Origin of the sequence: Streptomyces sp. SID5910, from assembly GCF_009862125.1 — a bacterium.
In the GTDB taxonomy this organism is placed as follows: Bacteria; Actinomycetota; Actinomycetes; order Streptomycetales; family Streptomycetaceae; genus Streptomyces.
In genome coordinates this window covers 1-2,775 of the sequence record NZ_WWHX01000345.1, presented here as the reverse complement: position 1 = coordinate 2,775, position 2,775 = coordinate 1, and the positions used below count along the sequence as shown (strand labels likewise).

Sequence of the window (2,775 nt, the reverse complement as noted above, 5' to 3'; positions counted from 1 at the left end):
TCAGCGGCGTCTGGCGGCGCGGCGTACGCGTGGTCTGAACGCGCGCCGGGGCCGCGCCGGGGCCGCCCCCGGACAGCCCGAAGGGGGGCGGCCCGGCCTCGGACCACCCCCCTGGAGGGCAAGCGTCACCCGGTGAGGACTACTCCTCCACCGTGAGCCCCTTGCGCAGCCGTACGAGCGTCCGCGACAGCAGACGCGAGACGTGCATCTGGGAGATGCCGAGCTCCTCGCCGATCTCCGACTGGGTCATGCCCGCCACGAAGCGCAGGGACAGGATCTTGCGGTCCCGGGGCGGCAGTTCGGCGATCAGCGGCTTCAGCGACTCGACGTACTCGATGCCCTCGAGCCCGTGGTCCTCGTAGCCGATGCGGTCGGCGAGCGCGCCCTCCGCGTCGTCCTCCTCCGGCTGGGCGTCCAGCGAGGAGGCGGTGTAGGCGTTGGAGGCGGCCATGCCCTCGACGACCTCGTCCCGGGACAGGCCGAGGTGCTCGGCCAGTTCGGACACGGTCGGGGCGCGGTCCAGGCGCTGGGCCAGCTCGTCACCGGCCTTGGCCAGGTCGAGCCGCAGCTCCTGGAGCCGGCGCGGGACGCGCACGGACCACGAGGTGTCGCGGAAGAAGCGCTTGATCTCGCCGATGATGGTCGGCATCGCGAACGTGGGGAACTCGACACCGCGCGACATCTCGAAGCGATCGATCGCCTTGATCAGGCCGATCGTGCCGACCTGGATGATGTCCTCCATCGGCTCGCTGCGCGAGCGGAAGCGGGAGGCGGCGAACTTGACCAGCGCGAGGTTGAGCTCGACGAGCGTGTTGCGCACGTACGAGTACTCGCGGGTGCCTTCGTCCAGCGACTCCAGCCGCTCGAAGAGGGTCTTCGAGAGGGCTCGGGCGTCCGCCGGAGTCACCTCGTCGTACGCGGGAATGTCCGGAAGCCCGGCGAGTGTGCCGTCGTGGTCGACGACGGCGTCGTGGGTCTCGATGGGATCCAGATGCTCCGGAGGGAGTGTCGACGTCGCTTCCTGGGTACGCGATCCGTCGAGCCGGGGTGACATGATGTCCTCCATCGTTCTCGGCATACGGCTGCCGAAGCCAAATTCGTGCACTGCGGTGTGCGGCGCCTCCAAAGCCGGCCGTGTCGGTTACGTGTTCCTACTAGGCCTACCGGGTTTACCGAGCCGACCGCAAGTGTGTTCTGTGCGCGTATGTCCGTTTCTGTGCGGTTGTTCGGGTGTCGGAGTGCCGCGGGAAGGCGTAGGGTTCGAGGGCGTCAGCAGGCAGTCACGACCTCGGGAGAGAGAAACGGCATGGACCGCGGGACGGTCGGCAGTGCCCAGTCGGGCCGGCTTCTGGTCGAGGTACGGGAAGAGGGCCCCAGTGCCGTCGTGACACCGGCGGGTGAGTTGGATCACCACACCGCCGATCTGTTGCGGGAGCCGCTGGAGGAATGCCTCGCCAAGGGATTCAACCGGCTCGTCGTCGACTGCTCGCGCCTGGAGTTCTGCGACTCCACGGGACTCAACGTCCTGCTCGGCGCGCGGCTGAAGGCGGAGGCCGCGGGGGGTGGCGTACATCTCGTGGCCATGCAGCCGGTGGTGGCGCGCGTGTTCGAGATCACGGGGGCCGAAGCGGTCTTCACCCTCCACGACACGCTTGAGGCGGCCCTGTCGGACGAGTCCGACTGAGCCGTCGCCCTCGGGCGCGGCGACGGGTCTCGTGCGGCCTCTGGTGCCGGCGTTTTCACCCCGTCCCGTGTTTCGTGGCGAATACAGGGGTGTTCAGCCGGTCCGGTCGGGCAGGAGACATCCTGACTGTGCTGTGACTGTGACGGTGTACGACTTTGAAACGTGAACTGGTGAATCGGTGAGGTGAAGCGCTGATGAGCACCACCCGGCCCTACTCGCCGGGCGACCGCGGTCCGGAGCCCAGCGGCGCTTCCGGGGCGTCCGAGGGGGACGTACCCGGGTCCGGTGAGCCCGGGGGAGGCGGCGCGCCCGCTCCTGGGACCGGTGTGCCCGCATCCGCACCCGCGTCGGCGGCCGTGGCGGGCGGCCGTCAGGTCCGCAGACTGACCTTCGACGACCAGAGCGGTGTCGTCCCGCTCGCCCGTGACTTCACCCGCCAGGCGTTGTACGCGTGGGGCTGGCTGCCGTCCGCCACCGCCGACCAGCGGGCCGCCGCGGAGGACGTGCTGCTCGTCGTCTCCGAGCTGGTCACCAACGCGTGCCTGCACGCGGAGGGGCCGGACGAGCTGTCGATCACCTGCGACCGGAAGGTGATCCGGCTGGAGGTCTCGGACCGCGGCGCGGGCCAGCCGGCCCCGCGCACCCCGCACCGGGCCGGCCGCCCGGGCGGCCACGGCATGTTCATCGTCCAGCGCCTGTGCCTGGACTGGGGCGTCGTCCGCACCCCGGGGGTCGCGGGCAAGCGCGTCTGGGCGGAACTGGGCGCACCGGCATAGCGCGTGCCGTCTTCGGGGTAGTCGGGGCTAAGCCCCGGCCCCGGCGGGGACCGCGCGGCGCGCCGGCGTAATGCCGCCCCCCGGATCGCCCGCCGACGGGGCCTTCGGCCCGCGTCTACGCCCGGACACTCACCGGGCATGTTCCGTCGTCCGTCCACCGCGCCCTGCGCGGGCTGCGGCGTGCCTGTCCGCCCCCAGAAGCGGGAAACTCCACCTGGCTGTGCCGTGCCCGGCGCGGTTGCTGGGCGGGGGTGGGTCGCGTGGCCCGGCGCTGCCGGGGTGCCGCTGCGCCCACCCGTGCCGCCCCAGCGGCAC

The 2,775-nt window shown here is 71.3% G+C and carries 3 protein-coding genes; 2 read left to right on the top strand and 1 reads right to left on the bottom strand.

Features of this window, described 5'->3' with window-relative positions; translation table 11 throughout:
• Positions 1–139: 139 nt before the first annotated feature.
• Complete coding sequence (locus GTW67_RS11870) at positions 140–1,066, bottom strand: RNA polymerase sigma factor SigF (protein ID WP_161164770.1); 927 nt, start codon at positions 1,064–1,066, stop codon at positions 140–142.
• A 240-nt stretch (positions 1,067–1,306) separates the two neighbouring features.
• Between GTW67_RS11870 and GTW67_RS11865 the strand changes: the two genes are divergently transcribed.
• Both GTW67_RS11865 and GTW67_RS11860 read left to right on the top strand, forming a co-directional pair.
• Complete coding sequence (locus GTW67_RS11865; RefSeq protein WP_161164769.1) at positions 1,307–1,684, top strand: STAS domain-containing protein; 378 nt, start codon at positions 1,307–1,309, stop codon at positions 1,682–1,684.
• A gap of 194 nt (positions 1,685–1,878) precedes the next feature.
• A complete protein-coding gene (locus GTW67_RS11860; protein ID WP_161164768.1) occupies positions 1,879–2,460 on the top strand; it encodes an ATP-binding protein in 582 nt (193 codons plus the stop codon).
• Positions 2,461–2,775 lie beyond the last annotated feature (315 nt).